Here is a 22,730-nt window from a genome sequence, read left to right as displayed (position 1 = left end):
GATTGAGGTGTTTAGCGAAGCTCTTTCTCTAACTTGAGCATTGGCATCCAGTAAAAGTTTATTGCCGCCCATTCATCTATTTCCACATTCTGGGAGCTCCTTACGAATACCGCACCATTTTTTGAAAATACATGCTTTGCCATTAGACCTTGGTTGATTGACTGTTTGTTTTTTGATTTGCTATTCATTGCGTAAATGTTTTTTATATCTGTTCCTGCCCATATTAAAAACCCCTACTTTGATACCTATACCACCCGAAAATCCGTTAATCCTTGACAATGGGTTAAACTCAAGATCTAACTTACTTGAGAAACGGTACTTTACACCCGCCTCCAACTGAAGGTATCTTGAAATATTAAAGAGTACGCTCATTCCTGGTTCCAAAACAAAAACGGCATCAACATCATCTTCATCGATTCGGTCATCGATGCGATCGTCAAAGTTATTTCCCAGATAACCAACTGCTCCGGCTCCAATAAGAATAGGAAAAGAAAGGTTCACCGCTGATTTGCTAAAAAGAATCGGCTCTAAGTGTAACCCTCCGTAGGCTGCCAACAAATCTTCATTTGTGGTCAAGGGATTATCTTGTTCTGAATACAGTACAGAGCCTACAAATCCCACTTCAAATTTTCTGTTGGCCACATAGGCTATCTTAAGGCTTCCGATATAGGTATCCTTGCTATCAATTTCGCCAAAGTAAGTAGAAAGGCCCAAGTACACTCCGTGGACGACATTTCTGCGATCATTAAATTCTATGTAATCACCACTCTCATCCGTTTGGGCCCAGGCGGTGCATACAAATAGTAGTAAAACTACTGGCGTTAATTTGTTTAGTTTCATCGTTTTTTGATTAGGTTGTCGAGTTAAAGACAAGCGCAATTGTAAAAGGTTGCACGTAAATAGTCTTTTTTTGTTTTTTTATTGATTACTAGTCGGAGATTATAATTACTCCCTTTATTCCGTTGATAGAGAAATCACCTCGTGGTTCTGTTCCATATGTGGCGGAAATCTCCCTTATTTTTCGACCAGCATTGGTCATATCTGTATTTACATTGGCAAACGTTTTGGGAACTCGCAACAAACCTTGTTCCAAAGTGGCCTTAAAATCAAATGAAAGGCCTGAAACATCCATATTTATCTCAGAAGATTCTTGAACAATGTCAATTTCCGCATCTTGTTTCAATATTTTATGGATATCTATTTCCGCTATTCTAAGGGTTAAAAACAACTCGGAATCCACACTTGAGATGTCAGCATTTGAAAACTTAAAATCACCCCGAAGACTTCCCACACGCTCCAAATGCACCTCATCTTTGCTGGAATAAAGTTCCAACTTGGACACTTCACCCAAACGTATTTCATTTCCACTGCTGATTATTTTAAGTTTCTGTGCGGTGTCCACATCAATGGAACCGTTACTTATTTTAATATTACCGTAACCCAAATTCCCACAGTTCAATTTCCCAAAACGCATGTCTATTTTCGCTGTGGATATTTCATCATTGACCCATAGGTCACCATGCTGCAGATTAGCATCCAAGTCCCCTTTCCAAGCTCCTATAATTATATCTCCAAATTTATTTGTGATATTGAGTTCTGCATTAATAGGCATGTATATCTCATAGTCAATCTGAATATTCGATTTATCAAAATCAAAAGGATTGGCTTTGTTAAAATATCTGGTAAAAATGCTGGAGCTTCTTTCTGCAATTTCTGAGGTAATCCGGATGAAATCCCCTGCTTGGTTTACTTGCGGTTGAATTCTATCCAAAAGTTTCTTTGCATTCTCATCCTTCCTGTGCGTAACCGTCATGGAAATAGAAATTTTCAATTCCTCCCTGTCCCAGCCATTTATGGATATGTTTCCATATTTGTTCTCAATTTGAACTGTCCCAGTGGTCGGAAAATCATAACTGCCATCCCATTGCTTTGAACGCTCACTTTGTGCGAACAACGACAGCATCCAAAGGCAACATAATATCGATAGCGTTATCCTTTTATAATACATACCCTTCATAATCCATTTCATTTTTAGAAGCATTGATTTGTTTGAGTAAATTCTCAATCAATTCAATACGTTTTTTATAGTTGTTTACAATGGCCTCCAAAATCAGCTCATTGTCCAAATTATTCTGCATTTCAAGTTTTAGCTGTTCATATTCCTCATCCAGTTCATCCATAAAGGACAAAAACTCTTCCTTGTCCTCCGTGCTCAGCTTTGGATGGTTCTGCACCAATTGTACTTGTTGAAAAACCAAATTTTTATAGTGAAGGTCAATCTCAAAGAGTTCTTCATTGGCATAGCCTTCAATACCTTGTGAAGTAGGCTCGCCTGCGAGAAAAAGCCCTATAACAGAGAGGCCAATCAACAACACAATAGAGGCTGCCACACGAAGTTTATATGATTTCCACAATGGAATTACCTTACCTTTCTCCTCTTCATCCAGTTGGGCAGATATGTTGCCCCAAAGCTTGTCCTTGTCCATTTTATGGACATCGAAAGCTTGTTTGTTTTCCTTTATATATTTTTCAAAATTGTCCATTACAGTTCATTTACAATTTGAATCAATTTCTTTTTGGCCCGGTGATACTGCGATTTGGAGGTCGATGTTGATATTCCCAATATTTCACCTATTTCAACATGGTCATATCCCTCGATCAAATACAGCGTTATTATCTGTTTATATCCTTCTGGCAATTGCGCCAGGCCTATTTTAATTTTCTCTATCTCCAGTTGTGATACGGCCTCAGGTTCTTCATTTTCCAAAGGCTCACCTTCATTTTCCAAAGAGGACAACAAAAGTCGTTTGGCCTTTAAATGATTTATGCTTCTATTGATAACTATGCGTTTCAACCATGCCCCAAAAGTGCTTTCATACCTAAAAGTGTCCAGTTTTTTAAAGGCCTCCACAAAACTTTCTTGAAGCACATCCTCAGCATCTTCCCGAACTGTCAATAATCGCATCGCCACATTGAACATAGCATCTACATAAAGCCCATACAGCTGGTACTGGGCATTTCTGTCGCCTGCTTTGCTTTGCTCTACTAAAGCTTGATGTGTAAAACGTATGTTCGCTTCCAAAAATCCTGGACGGTTATTCAATGACAGCTAAAAATAATTCTTATTCATCTATTCCAAAGACAAATCAAAATTCTTAGGGTTGCACATGAACCCATTTTTATCAAAAAAACCTTCAATATTATATTGAAGGTCTTCATAAGCATGGTTTATATTGGTCTGTTATTGAAGTTTAACAATAATAAACTCTGATCTTCTGTTGGTATCATGTTCTTCCATTGAGCATTTAACTCCATTACGACAATGGTTAAGCAATTGCTTTTCACCATACCCAACAGCACTTTCAATTCTGTTTGCATCAATGCCTTGTGATATAATATAGCTCCCTGTAGATTTTGCCCGCTTATCTGAAAGGTTCTCATTATAACGATCACTACCTCTTGAATCGGTATGAGCTTCTATTTTGATAACCATTTTGGGGTATTCTTTCATTACCTCAACAATTTTGTTAAGTTCTTGGGCTGCATCAGGACGGATGTCCGCTTTATTCAAATCAAAATAAATATTATCAATTTTGATTTTGAGCACTCCATTCTCCCTTACGATAAGTTTGTTAAGCTCTTTGGTAATCTCTAATGGCACTTGATTGACTTCATCTTTTATTTTCGAAGTACTAAAACCTGCTCCTCCAGCCTTAAAACCTTTTTTGCCTATTTTGATGGCGTATGTGGTCTCACAATCTAGTGGAATTTCAAAATCGAATGCCCCATAAGGGTCGGTTCTTGTTGTTCCCAAAGAAGTTCCATCTGAGGTCAACAGTTCAACATCGACATTTACTATGGGCTGTGCATTGGCACTCCTTACCACACTACCTTTTACGGTTTGTTTGCAGGCTTCTTCCAATCGCTGGAAAGAATAGATATCATCATCTCCCTTACCTCCTTCTCTATTGGAGGAGAAATATCCCCTTTGTGTTTTTTCGTTCACGATGTAGGCAAAGTCATCGAGATTGCTGTTCAAAGGCATCCCCAAATTATTAGGTTCGCCAAAACCTTCTTTTCCCATATCACTTTCAAAAACATCCAGACCTCCTAGACCCAAATGTCCGTCCGACGCAAAATAAATTTTTTCCTCGGTCACATAAGGGAACATTTCCCTTCCACTGGTGTTAATTGTTGGACCTAAATTTCTAGGTTCCGAAAACCTTCCATCACGATAGATATCAACAACAAAAATATCGGTCTTACCGATGCTTCCGGGCATATCGGAGACAAAATACAATTTGCTTCCGTCTGGACTAAGGGCTGGTTGCCCCACGGAATACTCCTCGTTGTTGAAAGATACTTCCTCAGCTTCAGTCCATTCCCCTCCACGAAGTTCTGCCGTATATATTTTTAAGTGATTGGTTCCTTCATCATCTCCCCCCAAGGTTTGATTTGAGTAATTGTTGCGTGTAAAGTAAATTACATTGCCTTCTGGAATAAACGCGGCCCCTGCTTCATGATAGCGTGTATTCAATATGGATGAGAATGAAGATACATCCGCCAAATCGGACCCTAAATGACTTGTATCAGCCATAAAAAAGTCTAAATAAGGTTGTCTGTTCCATTCATAGAGGCGGGTTTCCAATTTTAGGGAATCCCTGCTAGAAGAGAAGACAATTTTATCTTTATAGTACATAGTCCCAAAATCGGATACTGGGGAGTTGATGGCCAGATTAGAGACGTAAAATTGAGGTTGTCGACTCATAATTTCGTCCAACCTTTCATCATTATCCTGAAATTGAGCCACGGCATAACCTCCTTTTTTAAGTTTTTTGGAATGAATCTTCATAATTGCCTTTGCCATCCTGTAATCTCTCACTCCTTTTAACGCATGGATATATCTAAAGATATATTCCGGTTCCAATACGTTTTCATATTTGGAAAACAGCACAGCATACCATTTAGCGGCATTTTCCATATCCGTATTGAAGAAATATGCATCTCCCAAACGTTGAAGTACATGCTGGGAATCATCTCCTCTTCTAACAAGGGTCTCGTACTGTTTAGCAGCCCTTATGTACATCATATCATCAAAATTGATATCTGCATTCTGATAATTGAGCTGTGCGTGAGCCGTAAACACCAAAAAAGAAAGTGGTATTAGTATGTTGGTTTTTAAGGTTTTCATCTTAATAGAATCTGGGGGATTTTAGTCGCTTCTCCACGGTCTTGAACTCGTATCTTAAAAATACTTCATGTGTGCCGCTGGTATAGCTTCTTAGGTCTGATGTAGTTAAATCATATGAATACCCAGCACTTAAGTCTGGTGAAATTTGAATCCCCAGTAAAGCCGAAAAGGAATCGTCCCATCGGTAGGCCAACCCTGCCGTAAAGGTTTCTTTGAGCATAGCATTTGCAGAAATATCTGCAACTACCGGTGCTCCGGGAACCCATTTCACGAAAAAGGCCGGTTTAAACTTTATATCTGGGGTAAGGTCTATAATTTTTCCACCTATTAAATAGTAATGCAAACGTTCCGCTGCAATTTCTTGTTCTTCTCCATCATAGTGATCCTGGGCAAAAAAGTTGGGTACAGCAAGTCCTAGGTATGTTTTACCCGTGTGGTAATAAACCCCTGCACCAATGGTTGGAAAAAACTTGTTTGCAATATTGTTTTGAAACGCAATGTCGGGATTCTCGGTCAATCCTTTTGAAAAGTCCACATTGAACAACCTTCCTCCACCTTTAAGACCAAAGGATAACTTTTTGTTGTTTTCGTCTAACTTAACAGTATAGGAGAAATTCGCATCCACAAAAACCTCTGAGGCAGGGCCCAATGCATCATGTGAAAGTACCAACCCAAGACCCACGTTATTACCAGCAGGGCCATCGACAGCTAAGACTTGCGTATTTGGCGCACCATTTACGCCCACCCACTGGGAACGGTGTAACAACAATGCTGTTAAATGTCCACGAGACCCGGCATAAGCAGGGTTGACATTTAGTGTGTTGTACATATACTGCGTGAATTGAGGGTCTTGTTGAGCAAAAATGTTGACACAGACCAACATCAATGCGGTTAAACAAGTATACTTCAATTGGTTTTTCATTCGTTGCATATTTTTCACTGTTTCCGTGCCCATTCTTCTATCTATTTATGTACAACCAATCTGTTTTTGGTGCTGAACCGTCTCCAAGGTCCAACACATAATAATAGGTACCCACTGGTAGCTGATCTCCTTGTTGCACGGTGGCACGTCCATTTGATGTTCCGTCCCATTCATTGTTATAGGATCGTTGTTCGTATACAATATTGCCCCATCGGTTATATACCTTGAGTACATTGTTGGGGTATCGAGAAATACAATCAATTTTAAATAGATCATTTACACCGTCGCCATTGGGAGAAAACTCATTGTACACCGTTAAACAAGAAGGCTCTACCACGGCTTGGTCCGAGTCATTACTTCGATTTACATCCAACTGATCCACAAAAGCAAGACTCGCTGTGTTTAGATAATCATTGACATCAAGGATTTCCACGGTGAGTTGAAGACTAGCAGTTCCTAGTACATCTAAGGAATTCACTTCCCAAAATCCTGACACCTCATCATAAGCTCCTATTGATGCCTGAGAGGTTATTAATTGATAACCCGAAGGCAATTTTTCTTCAATACCAATATTGGTTGCCGAAACGCTTCCTTGATTTGTTAGCGTAATGGTAAATACCACCTGATCGCCGATATTGGGAGAGGTATTATCGACTGTTTTGGTCACGGCAATATCGGTTGTTTGAGGAGTGACCAATACGCTTGCTTCATCATCATCAGCTAATCTATCAGAAAAGTCATCCTGATCAATTCCTTGGCTTGGATTACTGTCCGGGTCAGCCAAATTACTTGCTGTAATAGTAGCAACATTCAAATATTCATCTGTATCTCCAGTTGGGACATTAACTGTGGCCAAAATCACTAAGCTTTCAGTGTTTTGATTAAATATGGTTCCGTTTAAGCTCCAAATTCCACTGTTGGCATCGTAAGTTCCTGCGGTCGAAACATAGGATTGATATGCAAAGCCTGATGGCAATATATCGGTAATCACTACACCTGTTGCATCGCTGGCTCCATTGTTTGTGACATTTATGGTAAATTCAACTACATCCCCAACGTTCGGTGTTGCATTATTTACTGTTTTTGTAAGTGAAAGATCTGCAAGTCCGTTTGGAACAGGGACTACCGAATCCTGATCATCTTCTGAACTGAGACGATTATCCGGGGTCGAATCTGGGTCGAAGGTATCCAATCGAATCAATTCAGCAGTATTGCTGTATTCACCCGAAGCAAGTACCGTTGCCGTGACGGTAAGTGTCTGCGATATACCGCTGGCCATTGATGGAATTGCCCAAATTCCTGTATTCTGATCATAGGTTCCGGAGGTGACCACGGCTGAAACCAGATCATATCCGGTAGCCAACACATCCTCAATGACCAAACCGGTAGCTATATTAGGGCCAGAATTGGTTACTGTTACCGTAAACACGATTTCTTCGCCCACCGAAGGACTTAGGTTATCGGCAGACTTCGTTATTGAAATATCCGTGACCGATCTTGGCGTAACGGATTGCTCATCTTGATCATCTTCAAAAGGGTTACCATTTCCTGGAGTTGAATCAGGGTCCAGTTGAATGGCCGATACCACTTCCGCCACATTGTTATAATCACCAGAGGTATTTACCTGTACAGTCACATTCAAAACAGCGTTACTTCCTCCAGCAATTGTACCTACATTCCAGAGCCCTGTTGTAGCACTATATGTCCCACCGGAATCATCGGACAGATAAATATAACCTGTCGGCAATGCATCTGAAACCACGACATTGGTTGCATCACTAGGCCCATCATTTGTCAAAGTGATGGTAAAAGTCACGTTGGAACCCACATCTGGGAATTCATTATCCACGGTTTTATCCAAAGCCAAGTCAGCTGTTGGAATTGGAGTGGTTCCCGCACTATCTTGATCATTCTCAAATATATTGTTGTTGTTCGGGGTAGAATTTGGATCTAGATTACTGGATGAGAACACTTCGGTCACATTGAAATAATCCCCAGCCGGATTCACAATAGCTACAATATTCATAGTTTCTGTGGTACCATTCGGAATTATGCCATTCAACTCCCAAATTCCTGTCCCAGTATCATAGACACCGGCAGTTCTGTTATTAGAAACGTATGTATATCCTGAAGGCAACAAATCCTGCACTTCGACTCCAGTGACATCACTTGGTCCATTGTTAGTTATGCTGATATTGAAAATAACCTCTTCACCAACCAATGGACTTAAAATGTTAACCGATTTGCGTAGTAACAGGTCAGAAACCAAAACAGGAACTGACTCAATAGTTTCCTGGTCATCTTCCGTATCATCATTATTTGAAGGTGCGGAATCCACATCTGTTTCGGTTAAACCAGTCAATTCTGCAATATTGGTGTAATCTCCATTTGCCAATACATCAGCGGTTATCACAAGCGTTTCTGATGCGCTATTTGCAAGATTTCCAACCGTCCACGACCCATTTAAGGACTCATATACACCAGTAGACGGAACGGCACTCACAAACCCATAACCTGATGCTAAGAGATCAGTTACCACAACATTGGTAGCGTTATTAGGCCCATCATTCTGTACGGTTACGGTAAATTGTATTTGACCACCGACATTTGGAGTTAAGTCATCGGCAGTTTTTGTAACCGAAATATCAACCAATGGCGCAGCATTGATAACCACTTGGTCTTGGTCATCTTCCCCGGCAACTCCATTATTTGGAGTGGAATCACTATCTGTTTCGCCTTGCGCTGTGATTTGAGCAATGTTCGTATAACTGCCTGTCGGATTTACGGTTGCAGTAATGTTCAAACTTGTATTTCCTCCATTTGCAATTGCACCGACATTCCAAACTCCCGTAGTGTCATCATAATTTCCGCCGCCATCGTCAGAAACATAGGTAAACCCAGATGGCAATAGGTCGGTAACTTGAATAGAAGTGGCATCGCTCGGTCCTGAATTAGCTACTGTCAATGTGAATATTACATTTGTATTTACAACCGGATTAGCGTTATCGACATTTTTCGTCAATGAAAGATCTACCAAGGCGGATGGCGTTATCGTGACATCATCTTGATCATCTTCTGCAGAAGCTCCATTACTTGGTGTTGAATCAATATCAAAAGCATCGGAAGCAGTTATCTGCGCAACATTGACGTAATCTCCAGATGGATTAACCAAAACATCAATAATCAAGGTTTCAGAAGCTCCATTTGCTAAAGTTCCTAACTGCCATTCACCGGTTGTGTCATTGTACGTTCCAGCTGTAGCGCTATATAACACAAAATCAAATCCAGTTGGCAGTAAATCGGTTACCACAACATTAGTGGCATCGCTTGGTCCACTATTCGAAATGGTAATTTCAAAACTTATCTCATCGCCAACACTTGGAGTGATATCATTATCGACCACAATTTTAGTCAAGGAAAGATCAGCTTGTTCAGGTGCCGATGTTATGGCATCCTCATCATCCTCACTTTGATCTCCATCATCGTTATTCGGGGTACTATCTGAATCAAATTGATTGGCGAAAGTTACTTCGGCAATATGTGTGAATTCACCCAATGCACCTGCCGGAGTCTGCACAGTTGCATTAAATGTCAGTATGGTTGTATTCGTCCCTACGGGTATTGTTAGACCTGTCCATGTAATAGTTCTTGACCCAAAGTTGTAGGTTCCCCCATTATTTATTCCGATTATGGTTTCGAAACCAGCTGGTACCAGATTTTCTATGGAAACACCAGTAGCAACTACTGCTCCTATGTTACTTAAATTAATTGTGAAGGTCACAACATCACCTACATCTGGAATGGTATTGCTGGCCAAAACCTCTAATTCAACATCAACAACCTGTGGAGTAATCTCGAAGAAATCCTCATCATCTTCATCCTGATCACCATCATCATTCCCTGGTGAACTATCTGGGTCAAATTGATCTACGGATGTGATTTCCGCAGTATTTAAATATTCATTCGCCGACCCTGTTGGTGCATTTATTGTTGCTTCATAAGACACTGTTGTAGATCCTACGGGCAAACTAGCGATGTTCCAAGTGATAGTTCCTGTGGATGCCGTCCCTCCATTATTGATGGTTCCGATTGTAAATCCAGAAGGCACAATATCTTCCACCATAATATTTGTAGCAGTAACAGGACCTGCATTGCTGACCGTCAATTCGAAAATGACTGTATCCCCAACATTAGGTGTAAGACTAGACCCTGCACTAATATCTTTTGACAGGTTTAGATCTGTAATGGTAACGGTTACTTGCGCAGAATCTTGGTCATCCTCTCCCGCTAAACCATTATTTACCGTTGAATCAATATCAAAGATATCATTGGCAGTAATTTCAGCTGTGTTTACATAATTTCCAGAAGGATTAACTGTAGCATCAAACGTAAGACTTAACGTATTTCCATTTGTAATGGATAGGTTTGACCAAGTAAGGGACAAATCCCCAGCGTTATAAACACCTCCGTTACTAACTGTTCCCGGGACCAAAGTATATCCTGAAGGAATTACATCCCGAACCGATACTCCTGTAGCATCCGAACTTGAAGAAGCGTTGTTATTGAATACATCCACAGTAAAGGTTACGGTATCCCCTGGGTTCGCCGAAGTAGGCAGCACAGATTTGTTCAATTCCAAATCTATTCCTTCCAAGACAACTTCAACCGTATCAAAAACATCTGCACAAGTGCCATTGGAAATCCTCCACTCAAAGACGTAGGTTCCATTGGTAGCTCCAAAAACATCTGTATTTGGGTCATTCTCATTTACAAATCCAATCGTTGTAGGTCCCGAAATTTGAGACCAAGTGCCCACTCCCACTGTTGCGGGAACAGCGACTAAAGTAACGGAAGAAAACTGATCTAAATTTTGATCTGGGCCAGCGTCTGCACTTCCAGGGTCCGCATAATTGACTAATTCCATGGTATCCGTAAACGTACAACCTCCGTTGATCACAGTCCATGTAAATTCATAAGTGCCAGGTTCCAAAGTATCTATTAATGTCGCCTCGCTGTTCGGTGAAACTATATTAGCGGGTGTTCCTGGGGTTCCTCCAACACCTGGACCCACAGTTTGTGTCCAAGTTCCGGTTCCAACGACAATAGCAGTTGCTGCCATGTTGGTTTGGGTAGCGGCGCAAAACTCTTGATCAGGACCAGCATCTGCCGTTGAAGGGGCATCTGCTGGAAATGTAATATCCACAGTATCCGAAGAAGGGTCACATGCCGATGGACTGTCTACAAACGTAATTCCGTTATGAGCGACGGTCCAGGTTAAAGTATATGTTCCGGTAGTTGTGATGTTTGATATTGTTGTAGTCGGTGAATTAGGATTATCTATTACTGCCGCTCCGCCCGAAGGATCTACTGTAAAAGTCCAAGTTCCGGTTCCCGAAGTTGGTGGAACCGCATTCATCTGCGCATCTAATTGACATGCACTGATTTGGTCGGGACCAGCATCTGCAGTAGAAGGAGTTTCATAAACTTCAATACGCATTACATCCGAAGTGGTAAAGCAAAAACCTGATTCAAAATTCCATTCCAAAATATAGGTCCCAGGAACTGTCAATCCAGTAATTGTTGAAAGTGGGTCATTTACATTGGTAATTATCGCCGTACTTCCCGTAGGTTGCTCCGTAAAACTCCAAGTTGCCTCGTCCACATCATCTGGAGGCATATTCCCTGCCAAAGTGGTCTGATTGGGTACTACCAAATCGCCCAAACACAACAATTGGTCTGGCCCGGCGTCAGGTAATATCGTCGGTAAACCGCTTGATTCTACCTGAACTTCATCCGATGTATTCCCACAACCTGTGGAACCAGGATAATTGGTGGTGAATGTAAACCTGTAAACCCTACCCAATTCTAGATTACTTACCTCTGCGACATTGCTATCGACAGGGTTTTGTGTAATTGTTGCCGGAGTACCTGGAAAACCAACACCAGGGCCAAATGTTTGAACCCATGTTCCTGTAGATCCAAAAGTAGCTTCCAACAAGAAATTCTGCACTTGACATAATTCCAAATCTGGACCGGCATTCGCAGGAACAAATACGTTTACGGTCTTATCCGCAAAGCTTGCAGGGCAATTGGGATCGCCTGCAATAGTCCATCTAAAGGTATAAGTTCCAGAAACCAATCCTGTTACCGAAGCATTGGGATCGTTAATATCAGAAAAAGTCGGAGTATTGGGTGCTCCTGAAAGCAACGTCCAAAATCCTGTTTCAATATTGTTATCAAAAACATTTCCATCAAGAACAACAGATGTTGAAGAACATATGGTTTCCGTTGGTGTGGTAACCGTAGCAGTTGTTGGAGGAATTCCCACATTTAAGGTCACTTGATCGGTATCCGAAGAACAAGAACCGTTATTCGATGTCCATTCAAAGACATACTGTCCCGAAAAACCAAAAGTAATCTGTGCGGTTTGACTGGTATCATCATCAATAGTGTATCCTCCAGGGCCAGAAACTTGGGTCCAAACCCCGCTGCTTCCAACTGATCCTGTAGCATCCATGATGAAAACAGATTGACAAGCCGTTTGGTCAGGACCAGCATTCGCAACAGCATTGGCTCCAACGGTTATTTCTATCTCATCAGATGTGGATTGACATCCCGGGGTAATTTTTGAAATGGTCCATGTAAGAATAAAACTCTGCTCAATTGTGATGGTCGCGTCGGTATCAAATTGATTAGCATCGTCAAAGGAGATTCCTGTAGAAGGAACTGCTGTCCATATTCCAATTTCATCTCCTGCAGGCTGATTCCCAGCCAGGGTCACTGTTGAAGAACCTGCTCCCAAACATTGGTCAGGGCCAGCATCCGCCAAAGTCGGCCCTTGAGTTGCATTTGTTGATATGGTAACCGTATCTGTCCCTGGATTAGGGCAGGTTGGGTCGCTAGGATTATCTATTGTCCATCGAAAAATGTATGCTTCGTTCGGGTCATCCAGTCCTGAGACCAAGGTTTTTGGGTTATTCTCATCTGCAAACACAATGGTTGCTCCAACAGGCGCTGCATCTACTGTCCAAGTCCCCACTAGATTAGTTGATGGTGGTACATTAGCATCCAACTGAGTGGGGGCACCAAAGCAAATGGTCTGATCCAAGCCTGCATCAGTAGCCACTGGGGCGTCGGAAGACACTACAACCTCTACGGTATCCTCCATTGCAGGAGCGCATGCACTTCCCCCTGAAATTCCATATTGAAATACATATGTCCCTGGTATTAAATTGGAAACGTTGGTAGTTCTGGTATAGGGTGATGCAATTGTAGCTGTGTTCGGACCACTAATCTGTGACCAAAGTGAATTTCCTATTGTAATTGTGTTGCCCGTTATATCTGTACTTGTAACATTACAGGCCAAATTCTGGTCGGTTCCCGCATTAGAAGCGGTAGGCGTAAGTGCAACAGTTACGTTAATCGCATCTGTAGCAACGTCGCATCCTGTTTGTATAGTCCCGCTTAGAGCTCTTCGGAACAAAACAGTATATGTTCCTTCAACATCAAAATCAATATTTAAAGGAGTGCTTCCTGTATTATTAAATGTACCTGGATTCACTAAAGCCGACCCACTGGGGCCATTAATAATACTATAGGTGTTATCTCCATTACCCGTAGTGGTAAATGGAATGTCCACACTGGTTACACCGCATATTGCAACAATATCACTCCCCGCGTTTGCCGTAATGGAAACAGGATTGGTAGAGTATCGAACCGTAGCGGTGGCAGTATCGCTACATAGTGTAGTGGTGTTTTCTATGGTATATGCAAACACATAAGTGCTACTTCCATCCAGACCTGAAATTTGTGTGGTAGGAGAATTGGGATTTAATATGTTCACTCCTCCAGGACCCGATGTTTGTGTCCAAGTAACCGTTTCTCCCGTAAATTGTGGAAGTGACCCCTCAAGCGTAACAGTAGTAATGCTTGCGTCGCAAAAACGGATATTGTCATCTTGAATTGATGCTGTCGAAATATCTTGTGTGGCAGCGGCAACATTTATGGTTATAGTATCTTCTCCTGTTACGCAAGGTCCACTTACTGACCACCTAAAAACATATGAACCTTCTATAAGATTAGAAACAGCTGTGTTGTTCCTGTTTACATCAGCAATTGTCGGAACATTAGGCCCACTCACAAAAGACCATGTTCCTACTTGGCCATTGATATTGTTTCCTCCAAAACTTGCAGCCATTGAAGTTGTTTGTGTAACCGCATAGCAATTGTCCAAATTTTGGTCTGGACCTGCACTAACTAATGAAACACCACCATAATTGGTAATCGATATGGTAGCGCTTGACTCACAAAACTGGCCAGGAGTGTAATCAGGCCCTGTAATGGTCCATTGCAATGTAGTCACTCCTGCATTTGTTTCAGCCAACGATAAGCTAGTTGTAGGTGAGCTTGGTGAATTTATTGTAACACCTGCATTATTATTTCCAACAATACTCCATTGACCTATCTCACCAGTATTAAGTGGTGTATTGGCATTTGTTGTTATACTTCCAGAATTATCCGGACATGAAGCAATATCATTTCCAGCATCTGCCACCGTAATTGGTTGTACTGTAATGGTCACATCCTGAAACTGGGTTGTTCCATCGGTACAAACCCCAGTCAATCTAAAAGTATAGGTGTTTCCTCCCACAAGTCCATTTACCAACGTGGAAAGGTTGTTAGGATCGTCAATAATTACGGATGGCCCGCCAACCTGTGACCAAGTAGGTCCACTCTGCACCAACCCAGAAGATGATCCTGACAAATTAAATGTTCCAACATTTTCACATATGGTCTCAGGTACTCCCGCATTTAAAGAACAATTCTGGGCATGGCCCATTTGTAACATGGCAAGCACAAAGAAAAAAGACAGCAGAAAATTTATTTTTTTTAGGCGGGTTATCGGTGCTATCATAGTTTAGAAATGAGGTTGTATCCCACATGTGGGAATATTCAAACATATCCACTACGATTCGTTAAAAGGAATATATGTTGTATTTCATCGATCATTTGTTGTGAAACATCGGATAAGCGATGGAAGCTTTTTAACATTTTAAAGGATTTTTTGGTTTTGGCAATACACAACATTCGCCAAAGCACCTCAAAGTAGTTGATTACAAGCCTATTATGATGCATTCTTATTATCAGAAACCTTGAAAGGCATCTTTCCAAAAAATACATCAAAAATGATGTGAAGCACCAAAGAATAAATGCGGAAATGCTTGTTTAGAAAATAATTGTATATTTGTACTATATGTATAGTACATTAAAACAATGATCGATTTTAAACTAGACCCAAAAACCGGCATTCCCTTTTATCGACAAATTATCGATCAGATAAAGTTTGGCATTGCTTTCGGAAAACTCAAAACCGGGGAACAATTGCCTACAGTAAGGTCTTTGGCCGTAGACTTAAAAGTTAACCTAAACACGGTTGCAAAAGCCTATAAAGAATTGGAAATTCAAGATATTCTAGAGACACAGCAGGGTACGGGAACATTTATCAGTCAAACAAAAATTAAAATATCAAACGAGGAGAAGAAAAATAAGCTAAAGGAGATTTGTAATGAATTTTCCTCCATTGCATTTAGTTACGGATTTTCAATAGACGATATAATTAATCAACTTAAAAATGAGAATTAAGATGAAAGCTTCTAACAAAAGAATCGGGAATCCCATTTCCGCAGCCATTATAGTTTCAGGGCTGGCCATATGTGCCGGGCTATATTATTTTGATATAATAGATTTTACAATAACAGCTATCTTGTTTTTGCTTTTTCTATTTGTAGCCAAGTCAATCCACATTGCAGATCAATGGGAAAAAGCTGTGGTTCTGAGAATGGGAAGGTTCAAAGGTTTAAGAGGTCCTGGAATTTTCTTCATCATACCTGTAATTGATCAAATAGACAAATATATTGACCAACGCGTTCGGGTCACCGATTTTAAAGCCGAACAAACTTTGACCAGGGATACTGTTCCTGTAAACGTGGATGCAGTCGTCTATTGGACTGTTTGGGATGTCGAGAAGGCCGCTCTGGAAGTACAAGAGTATGAAAAAGCCATTTTTTACATTGCGCAAACAGGACTTAGGGATATTATAGGAAAACATGAGTTGGCAGATATACTTCAGGATAGGGACAAAATCGCCGAAGATCTACAAAAAGTATTAGATCATAATACCGATCCTTGGGGAATTACCTGCCAAAATGTTGGTATAAAGGATATTATTATTCCCCAAGCGCTAGCCGACGCTATGAGTAAAGAGGCCCAAGCAGAGCGTGAACGAAGGGCCAGGGTAATTCTTGGAACTGCGGAAACCGAGATAGCGCACAAATTTTCGGAAGCAAGCGAGCAGTACAGCGAAAACCCAGTGGCTCTCCATCTCCGCGGTATGAACATGTTGTTTGAGGGCTTAAAAGAAAAGGGGTCTATGGTGATTGTACCAAGCTCAGCATTGGACTCAATGAACTTGGGAGCTATGGGGGGTCTTGTTTCATTATCCAAGGCAAATGAACCCATTGAACCGAAATCATAAAAGAAATAGCTTGAGATAGCTCTATGTTCTGGCTCCTAATAATTTTTCTTTTAAATCTTTTAGCCCATTTGATAACCCATACAGGGTAGTTAACAATTGGCACAAATGCCCCTTATAATAGTGTGTATATTTTTTGACCTAAATCCTGTTGGGACTTCCAATTGAAGTTCGGGCATACCCTTTACGCAATAGACATTCTCACAATTTTCGCAAACAAAATGGGCATGCTCATGACCTGAAGATGGAGAAGCTCCAAGAGCGTATTTGGCAGTTCCTGTATGGTCGTTGATACTATGAATTAAACCTACTTCTTCAAATATGGAAAGGTTACGGTATAATGTAGATTTATCCGCAGGCTCCACCAACACTTTTTTCAAATCGCCATAAGATTGTGCATGCCTAGCGTTTTTGAAGTGCTGCATAAGCTCCATGCGCAACTTTGTCTTTTTAAGCCCTTTGCCTTCCAACAGTTCCTGTGAGCTTTGGTCAACAATTTTTACTATTTGTTTTTCTGCTTTTTTCATAGGCCTAAGGCTTCTGCTTCTTCAATACGATAATAGCAATGATTGGGATTGTTCCGATTAAGACGAAGAGTTCCACTTACCGAAAGTAGGTCATCCATTTTAAAAGATGGCTTTTCAGTAAATTCTAGCTCAATTATCGTTTCAGGGCCTCCATTCCCACAAAAAAAACAGGAAGCCATAGGGTTTTTTGATAACATATAGATTGATTGGGTTCCGTCCAACACCAAAAAATAACCCGTAACAATAACCTCTTTACCTTCTAAATCCATCAGTTCAGGTGAAAAAATCGCTTCCCTAAATATTGCAAAATCAGTTTCTGACTCCCACGAAATACCTTTTGTAAAGTCGGACCATTCCAAGATTTTCTGCGCATGGACTTCCTTTCCAAACCAACTTATCATCACACAAAAAAATAAACTATAAGTTTTCACTCAATCAATCGCCCTGTTGCTTCATTTAAAATATAATTGCAACGGTCTACATTGTTGGCATTCAATTCAAGTACACCGGTGACAACCACAATTTGGTCTGTTCTAAAGGGAGGTTTTTCCTTAAAATCCACCTCTATTATAGTTTCTGGTCCGGCTGCCCCACAAAAAAAGCAAGAAGCCATCGGATTTGCCGAAACCAAAAATACCTCTCCGCTTCCTGAAATGTCCAAAAAGTAGCCTTTTATTTGAACTTCTTGACCACGGTATGATTTAATTTCCTTCCCAAAAGTAGGCATCAAAAAATTAACATCATAGGTCGCATTATACTTAGGCTCAAATTTAACATCAGCAAAGTCCTCCCATGTCATCTGAATCTGTGCGGTTAATCCATGTACCACGAAGACCAAAACAAGCTGAAATAATATTTTGTTACGCATCTGAAAGTGTTTTCGAAATGTTCAATTTAAAAATAGAGGTAGAAGCCAACAGCGTCGCCAATATGGTAATGAGCAAAGCTACACCCAATAAAATCAACTCAGACAAATCAGGACCAAACAGTTGTAAGCCATAACCATAAGAAGCTTGGGTAAAATAGGAAGCTGCCCATATGCCCAGTCGCCCCAGTAACCAGCCCATAAAAAATCCAGTAAGGGTCAAAAACAAGCCTTCCAAAAATACCAACCATAACAGCTGTGAAGTTCGAAGACCATAGGTTCTCAACAAAGCTAGTTCCTGCCTTCGTTCTCTTATGGTTTTTAACAAGCTGATAAAAATGCTCAATCCAGAAACCAAAAGAATAGCAAGGGCAATACCATTAATCGTCTTGACTCCAGAACCCAGCAATCCCATTAACCGTTGTATTTCAAATCCTGGCATAGCGGCTTGCATGCTGGTATTTTCATTAATGAACCTAGGCAATTGCACCATCCCCAATGGGTTCTTGAACTTGACCAGAACTGAAGTGACTTCGCGTTCTTCCTCATGTTCTTTTTCATGTTCTTCTTCATGCTCATCTCCATGTTCATGGGCCTCCCATATACTTTCCAAATTGGTAATCAGTAATCTATCAATAACTGTTCCTGTAGGTTTCAGCAATCCTTTTACAACAAAAGGATGATCTTCATGTGCCTCTATGCTCGTTGAGGCCAAGCCATGGGAACTGACAAAGGTATCCCCTACCTTCAAACCCAACTTTTGTGCTACGATGCCTCCCACAACAACCTCAAAGGGCTTTGTGAACAAATTCCCTTCTGAAAGTACCGCTTGATATTTATCTAAATAAGCATGTTCCGTCCCTAGAATTCGATATCCTTTATAGTTATCACCATAGGAGACTGGAATAGCTGCTTCGATAAAGGGACTCTTATTTAAAAACTCAGCCTCCTCCATGAGAATATTTCCTGTGGGCACATCCACATGCAAGACTGAAGACAGCACCAATTGCAATGGGCTCCCCTTTGCCCCGACCACCATATCAAAAGGGGCTATGTTTTTGTCCAACTGACTTCCTAACTGCTTACTGAGCTGCAATACAAAAGTGACCAAGGACACACTCAGAACCAAAAGCAAAAGGCTCAAAAGTAGATTGAGTGGCTTGGATACCATATTTCGAAACGCAAGAAATCCTAAACTCATAGTGTCAACTGATTTTCAAAGTGGGACTTTATCCTATGGTCATGGGTAATGATCACCAAACTACTTTTGCTGCGTTCCGCTTCTTCTTTTAATAATTCTATCACTTTCGAACAATTGGTATCGTCAAGGTTGGAAGTAGGTTCATCAGCAAAAACAACATCCGGTTTATGAATTAGGCCTAAAGCAATGGAGAGCCGTTGTTGCTGTCCCTGGCTCAAGTGCGTTACTTTCTTATTGAGGTTGTCCAAAAGCCCCAACCGCTGGGCAAGTTCTTCTGCACGGACTTTATCTACTATTTTTTTTGGAAAACTTTGTCGAAGGGTAAGGTTTTCATATACCGTAAGGGACCTAATAAAGTGATATTGTTGAAATATCAACCCAATGTAACTGCCCCTGAATCTATCCATAGCTCTTCGACTCAAAGAGCCCAAATTTGTTCCTGCAATAGAAATTGAACCCTTTGTTGCGGGAATCAGCCCGGCCAATACATGCAACAACGTGGTTTTACCAATGCCGGATGGGCCTAGTATTAAAAGGTGTTCTCCAGATTTTAAATTGATATCCGGAAAAGTAAACTCCGGTCCATTTGTATAGGAAAATTGTAATGTGTCTGTCTTGATCAAATCGAATAGTTTCAACAAAAATAAAAATAATTACAAATGCAACTTAGTTGCATTTAAAAATTTGAACTATTTTTGTCCCTCAAAATACAAAAGCACAGTGTTTATAGCTAAATCGCATTAAAACATGAAATCTATCCACCTTACTTCAAAATCTGATATTATCGGGGCAACTGCAAGTTCTCTCTGCCTAGCTCATTGTTTGGCCACTCCCTTTCTTTTTGTTGTTCAAGCCGGTGTCGTATCCGTCGGAGAATCAAAACCACATTGGTGGGGTATGTTAGATTTGGTTTTTCTTGTTATTTCCTTCTTCGCCATTGTTTGGTCGAATAAAAATACAACCAAGCAATGGGTTGGACGTGCTCTTTGGATAAGTTGGATACTCTTGGCTTTTGTGGTGTTGAATGAGAAGTTTTCACTAATCCCCTTGATGGAAGAAGTGGTCTATGTGCCGACTTTGGGTTTGATATTTTTTCATTTATACAATCGTAAATATTGTAACTGTGCACAGGAAACCTGTTGTACTGAAGATTAATTGCCTCTTAAATTCCTAAACTATTTTAATGGATCTTGAAAAAATTGAAACTATAGGTGATCAACATTTACCTACATCCCTAGAAACACCATTGCGTTCCGATGCCTTTGACCGTAATGATCATGAAAAGATTGAAACCATTCAATACCATTTTCAGAAAATCATGGAAGCTTTGGGATTAGATCTTACCGATGACAGCCTTTCTGGTACTCCTTATCGGGTGGCCAAAATGTATGTAAAGGAACTTTTCTATGGCCTAAATCCTAAAAATCGACCTAAAATATCAACTTTCAGCAATAAATATGGCTATCGGAAAATGTTAGTGGAAAAAAATATTACCATCGATTCCTCATGTGAGCACCATTTTCTTCCTATTGTTGGAAAAGCACATATCGGGTATATTCCGAATGGGAAGGTTGTAGGGCTATCCAAAATAAACAGATTGGTGGATTATTACTCCCATCGTCCACAAGTTCAGGAACGTCTCTGTTTGCAAATCATGAAGGATTTACAGCAAACCTTAGGCACCGAAGATGTAATCGTTGTGGTCAATGCCGAACATCTTTGCGTTTCCTCCCGTGGAATAAAAGATAAGAACAGTACCACTACCACCATGGAATATGGCGGCATTTTTGAAGATTCTCTTTATCGCAACGAATTTCTCTCTATGGTTTCTGATAGCCCAAAACGCAGAAGCCTCTAAACGCTTGATTTATTAAACCTTTCCCATGGACCCGTAATAGCTACGGTATCGCCATTCTCTTGAACATTTACAAAAAGGGTTTTACCTGAAGGAGAAAAGACCAGTCCTGTAAGTTCAGATTTGGAGCTTTTGTTACAAGCCAAGGTATAAATATTTCCATCTTTATCAATTCCTCTGATGTGGTTCAGCTCGCCATTATCCTCACATAGTAAAACATCTCCCCATGGTGCAATGGTAAGATTGTCACACATATGCAACACGGTTTTGTCATTGGATTCCGCATAAAGTTCCAGCATAGCTGGTTCCTCATTTTCATTCTCCTTACCTTCTTTAGGGGATAATTTATACTTGAAAACCTGACCAAAGTTCTCAGGTCCTCCATTCGTACACGCAAAAAAGAGTTCGCCATCTCCCATCCAGATTCCTTCACCTCGAGCAAAACGAGCTGCCCCGGCTTCAAATCCTCTATATCTCAAATCGTCTTCCGGTGCTTCCACATCATCCAAATCTATCCAGAACACTTCCATAGCTACATTTCTCGGTACAATTGGTGCTTCCCAGTTTCTGGTGTCCAGACTATTTTTATCACGAATGGCCAATGCTTGTAACAATCCCCCTGCCAAAAGGTTTTCTTTCTCATTGGGAATAAACCGATATATAAGTCCATCGTGTCTATCCTCAGTAAGATAAACACAACCTGAATCAGGGTCAACGGCCACCGCTTCATGGTTAAAGCGTCCCAAGGCCTTAATTGGGACTGGTTCCACCATTTCTCTAGCACTCATGGGCACCTCAAATACATAACCATGATCTTCGAGAATCTGTTTACCATCGGCTTTGGTGACATCTTCCTCGCAGGTAATCCAAGTTCCCCAAGGTGATACTCCACCTGCGCAATTCCTGTAAGTACCCGCCAAACTTAAATATTGCTCTGTAACTGCTTCTATCTCCTCATCGTAAATCAACGTAGTGGTACCACCTAACCCGGGATTGGTTCCGCTCCCTGAGTCATAGAGTTTATCCAAATCCACTTCTGACATTAACTCATTACTTGGTCCAAACGGACTATGTTCCAATGTTGTGGCGCCATTCTCATGGTTTCTAATAATGACAACCTTCTCCGTTTCATCAAGAAAAGTTCCCATACCATCAGGTCTCCCCGGAACCAACAAGCCGTCTGACATTTTCTCGCCAGATTTGGAGATAACCTTATATGAAAACCCTTCCGGTAGATCCAGATATCCTTTAGGGTCTAGCTCTAAATCAAGGCTGCCCGCATCATCGACTTCGGTTTCTGCTTCCTTCTTTTTCTTATTTGTGCAATTGACCAATGATATCAATGCTAGCGAGGTAAGCGTTGATTGTTTTATAAAATGTCTTCGGGTATAATCTTTTTGGTTGTCATCCATGGTAAATGTGAGATTTTATGCTTTGGATCAAATCATCGTTAATTGGTGAAAAAGAATTTCCAATAATGAACTCTTTCCCACAAAGTTATTTATTGAAATATAAAAGTTAGCCCATTGTCGATTTTAAAACGTTTTGATAACCTTTCCCAAACACAATAATAGATCCACTTTCTTTTCATTACGAAGAAATTTGATCGGGTTGCTATCAAACAAAAAAGGTCGAGAT

18 protein-coding genes are annotated in these 22,730 nt (G+C 40.7%); 4 read left to right on the top strand and 14 right to left on the bottom strand.

All coding sequences use genetic code 11. The features are described from left to right. Window positions 1-11 precede the first annotated feature (11 nt). The 8 genes from E4661_RS19285 to E4661_RS10215 form a co-directional block, all read right to left on the bottom strand. On the bottom strand, window positions 12-188 hold the full coding sequence (locus tag E4661_RS19285; protein ID WP_205728942.1) for a hypothetical protein: 177 nt from the start codon (window positions 186-188) through the stop codon (window positions 12-14). After that, window positions 181-840 (bottom strand): hypothetical protein, encoded by a 660-nt coding sequence (locus E4661_RS10245; protein ID WP_136466973.1) that lies wholly within the window; start codon window positions 838-840, stop codon window positions 181-183. The genes E4661_RS19285 and E4661_RS10245 overlap by 8 nt, the downstream gene beginning before the upstream one ends. An 88-nt stretch (window positions 841-928) precedes the next feature. Further along, window positions 929-2,029, bottom strand: coding sequence for a hypothetical protein (locus E4661_RS10240; protein ID WP_136466971.1), 1,101 nt, complete (start codon window positions 2,027-2,029; stop codon window positions 929-931). Continuing rightward, window positions 1,998-2,543 (bottom strand): hypothetical protein, encoded by a 546-nt coding sequence (locus E4661_RS10235; RefSeq protein ID WP_136466969.1) that lies wholly within the window; start codon window positions 2,541-2,543, stop codon window positions 1,998-2,000. The genes E4661_RS10240 and E4661_RS10235 overlap by 32 nt, the downstream gene beginning before the upstream one ends. Then, window positions 2,543-3,082: an RNA polymerase sigma factor gene (locus tag E4661_RS10230; protein ID WP_240751451.1), complete on the bottom strand. Its 540-nt coding sequence runs from the start codon at window positions 3,080-3,082 to the stop codon at window positions 2,543-2,545. Before E4661_RS10230 ends, E4661_RS10235 begins: the two co-directional genes overlap by 1 nt. Before the next feature lie 159 nt (window positions 3,083-3,241). Continuing rightward, the gene (locus E4661_RS10225) at window positions 3,242-5,191 is read right to left on the bottom strand and encodes an OmpA family protein (protein ID WP_136466967.1); all 1,950 of its coding nucleotides are present in this window, start codon (window positions 5,189-5,191) and stop codon (window positions 3,242-3,244) included. Between the two features lies 1 nt (window position 5,192). Beyond that, window positions 5,193-6,113, bottom strand: a complete 921-nt coding sequence (locus tag E4661_RS10220) for a PorP/SprF family type IX secretion system membrane protein (protein ID WP_136466965.1) — start codon at window positions 6,111-6,113, stop codon at window positions 5,193-5,195. Window positions 6,114-6,150: 37 nt separating this feature from the next. After that, the gene (locus E4661_RS10215; RefSeq protein ID WP_136466963.1) at window positions 6,151-15,027 is read right to left on the bottom strand and encodes a PKD domain-containing protein; all 8,877 of its coding nucleotides are present in this window, start codon (window positions 15,025-15,027) and stop codon (window positions 6,151-6,153) included. Window positions 15,028-15,386: 359 nt separating this feature from the next. Here E4661_RS10215 and E4661_RS10210 point away from each other — a divergent pair, with 359 nt between their 5' ends. Continuing rightward, window positions 15,387-15,755, top strand: coding sequence for a GntR family transcriptional regulator (locus E4661_RS10210; protein ID WP_136466961.1), 369 nt, complete (start codon window positions 15,387-15,389; stop codon window positions 15,753-15,755). Next, window positions 15,745-16,647, top strand: a complete 903-nt coding sequence (locus E4661_RS10205) for a slipin family protein (protein WP_205728941.1) — start codon at window positions 15,745-15,747, stop codon at window positions 16,645-16,647. The genes E4661_RS10210 and E4661_RS10205 overlap by 11 nt, the downstream gene beginning before the upstream one ends. A gap of 89 nt (window positions 16,648-16,736) precedes the next feature. Here E4661_RS10205 and E4661_RS10200 read toward each other — a convergent pair whose 3' ends face one another. The 5 genes from E4661_RS10200 to E4661_RS10180 are packed head-to-tail and all read right to left on the bottom strand — an operon-like array spanning window position 16,737 to window position 19,860. Continuing rightward, window positions 16,737-17,171 (bottom strand): Fur family transcriptional regulator, encoded by a 435-nt coding sequence (locus E4661_RS10200; RefSeq protein ID WP_136466957.1) that lies wholly within the window; start codon window positions 17,169-17,171, stop codon window positions 16,737-16,739. Next, window positions 17,168-17,572, bottom strand: coding sequence for a hypothetical protein (locus E4661_RS10195; protein WP_136466955.1), 405 nt, complete (start codon window positions 17,570-17,572; stop codon window positions 17,168-17,170). The genes E4661_RS10200 and E4661_RS10195 overlap by 4 nt, the downstream gene beginning before the upstream one ends. Before the next feature lie 26 nt (window positions 17,573-17,598). Then, window positions 17,599-18,039 (bottom strand): hypothetical protein, encoded by a 441-nt coding sequence (locus E4661_RS19410; protein ID WP_136466953.1) that lies wholly within the window; start codon window positions 18,037-18,039, stop codon window positions 17,599-17,601. Continuing rightward, entirely contained in the window at window positions 18,032-19,237 is a 1,206-nt protein-coding gene (locus E4661_RS10185) for an ABC transporter permease (RefSeq protein ID WP_136466951.1), read from the bottom strand. Before E4661_RS10185 ends, E4661_RS19410 begins: the two co-directional genes overlap by 8 nt. Then, window positions 19,234-19,860, bottom strand: a complete 627-nt coding sequence (locus tag E4661_RS10180; RefSeq protein ID WP_136466949.1) for an ABC transporter ATP-binding protein — start codon at window positions 19,858-19,860, stop codon at window positions 19,234-19,236. The genes E4661_RS10185 and E4661_RS10180 overlap by 4 nt, the downstream gene beginning before the upstream one ends. 124 nt (window positions 19,861-19,984) lie before the next feature. On the opposite strand from E4661_RS10180, the gene E4661_RS10175 reads away from it, so the two are divergent. Continuing rightward, entirely contained in the window at window positions 19,985-20,392 is a 408-nt protein-coding gene (locus E4661_RS10175; RefSeq protein WP_136466947.1) for a MerC domain-containing protein, read from the top strand. Between the two features lie 28 nt (window positions 20,393-20,420). Next, the gene (gene folE / locus E4661_RS10170) at window positions 20,421-21,095 is read left to right on the top strand and encodes a GTP cyclohydrolase I FolE (RefSeq protein ID WP_136466945.1); all 675 of its coding nucleotides are present in this window, start codon (window positions 20,421-20,423) and stop codon (window positions 21,093-21,095) included. On the opposite strand, the gene E4661_RS10165 is transcribed toward folE, so the two are convergent. Beyond that, the gene (locus tag E4661_RS10165) at window positions 21,092-22,504 is read right to left on the bottom strand and encodes an alkaline phosphatase PhoX (RefSeq protein ID WP_136466943.1); all 1,413 of its coding nucleotides are present in this window, start codon (window positions 22,502-22,504) and stop codon (window positions 21,092-21,094) included. The genes folE and E4661_RS10165 overlap by 4 nt on opposite strands. Between the last annotated feature and the right edge of the window lie 226 nt (window positions 22,505-22,730).

It is taken from the genome of Flagellimonas onchidii, assembly GCF_004804315.1.
Lineage (GTDB): Bacteria > Bacteroidota > Bacteroidia > Flavobacteriales > Flavobacteriaceae > Flagellimonas > Flagellimonas onchidii.
The sequence above is the reverse complement of the archived record's forward strand: the minus strand, read 5'-3'. Positions and strand labels throughout refer to the sequence as shown.